Origin of the sequence: Vibrio sp. 1562 (assembly GCF_033340155.1) — a bacterium.
GTDB classification, from domain to species: domain Bacteria; phylum Pseudomonadota; class Gammaproteobacteria; order Enterobacterales; family Vibrionaceae; genus Vibrio; species Vibrio alginolyticus.
The window spans coordinates 1-1289 of record NZ_JAWOVY010000087.1; the positions used below are offsets into that span (position 1 = coordinate 1).

General features: G+C 45.6%; 3 protein-coding genes. All 3 read right to left on the minus strand.

The genetic code is table 11. The features are described from left to right. Positions 1 to 258 (minus strand): metallophosphoesterase (locus tag R7Z49_RS23330; RefSeq protein ID WP_318112113.1); only part of this gene is annotated, 258 nt, incomplete at its 3' end. Between the two features lie 16 nt (positions 259 to 274). After that, on the minus strand, positions 275 to 655 hold the full coding sequence (apaG, locus tag R7Z49_RS23335; RefSeq protein WP_005459620.1) for a Co2+/Mg2+ efflux protein ApaG: 381 nt from the start codon (positions 653 to 655) through the stop codon (positions 275 to 277). Positions 656 to 720: 65 nt separating this feature from the next. After that, on the minus strand, positions 721 to 1289 hold a 569-nt coding region (gene rsmA / locus R7Z49_RS23340), incomplete at its 5' end, for a 16S rRNA (adenine(1518)-N(6)/adenine(1519)-N(6))-dimethyltransferase RsmA (protein ID WP_318112115.1).

The following is a 1289-nucleotide window of genomic DNA, read 5'->3' on the forward strand; positions in this document are numbered from 1 at the left end:
CGTTTTATCTTTGTCTTTTCGCTTTTTCAGGCCGTAGGATACTGCCAGTAAATGCAAGTCATGATTGCCGAGTACGACTTTTGCGCTGTCACCGAGTGACTTTACGAAGCGCAGTGTTTCGAGTGATTTCGGGCCGCGAGCCACCAAATCTCCTGCGAGCCAAAGTTGGTCATGTTGAGTGGAAAAGTTGACGCGCTTGAGTAGCTGCTGTAGTTCGTCAAAACAGCCTTGGATGTCACCAACAATATAGGTAGCCACTGAATCTCCAATCTTATTAATTTAAAACGTTCGGAATCGCTAAACGAAATGGCTCAATTTCAGTGATGAATTCCTGGCCTTTTTCATCCAGCATTTTGTAGTGTCCTTGCATGACACCAACAGGCGTTTCTAACGCGGTACCACTGCTGTAAGTGTATTCATCGTTGCTTGGAATAAACGGCTGCTGCCCAACAACACCTTCTCCCTCTACCGTCATTTGTTTACCGTTGGAATCGGTAATCAACCATCGGCGACTTATGAGCTGTACTGTCTGTTGGCTGAGGTTTTTAATGGTAATGACGTAGGCGAAAACAAAGCGTTGTAGCTCTGGATTGGATTGTTCTTCGATGTATTTGGTGTGAACTTGAATTTTGATGCAAGGTTGAATGACGTCCATGTGCACTCCTTGATAAACTTAATAATAAGCCAAACCGGCAAGGGTTTGGCTTATTGTTTGAGTTATTAGTGCTGCGGGTTGTCCGCTAGCCAGTTCGCCATCGCGACGAATTGTTGTAGCGTTAGGTTTTCTGGACGCATGCTTGGGTTTACACCTAGCTCTTCCAGAATTTCTGCGCTCAACAGAGATTTGTAGCAGTTACGCACGGTTTTACGGCGTTGGTTAAAGCCTTCACGACAAACGCGATCGAGTAAACGTAGATCTTTCGCTGGGCATGGTAGCTCTTCATAAGGTACTAGGCGAACAACAGCGGAGTCTACTTTCGGTGGCGGAACAAATGCGGTTGGTGGCACTTCTAGTACAGGTACAACTTTACAGTAGTACTGCGCCATTACCGTTAGACGACCGTAAGCTTTACTACCCGGGCCTGCTGCCAAGCGATTCACCACTTCTTTTTGAAGCATAAAGTGCATGTCTTGAATGTCTTTATGGAATTCAAATAGGTGGAACATCAAAGGTGTAGAGATGTTGTACGGCAAGTTACCGAAGATACGCAGCTTGTTGTTTGGCTTCACTAACTGAGTGAAGTCAAAGCGCATGGCATCGCCTTCATGAATCGTTAGTTTGTCTGCTA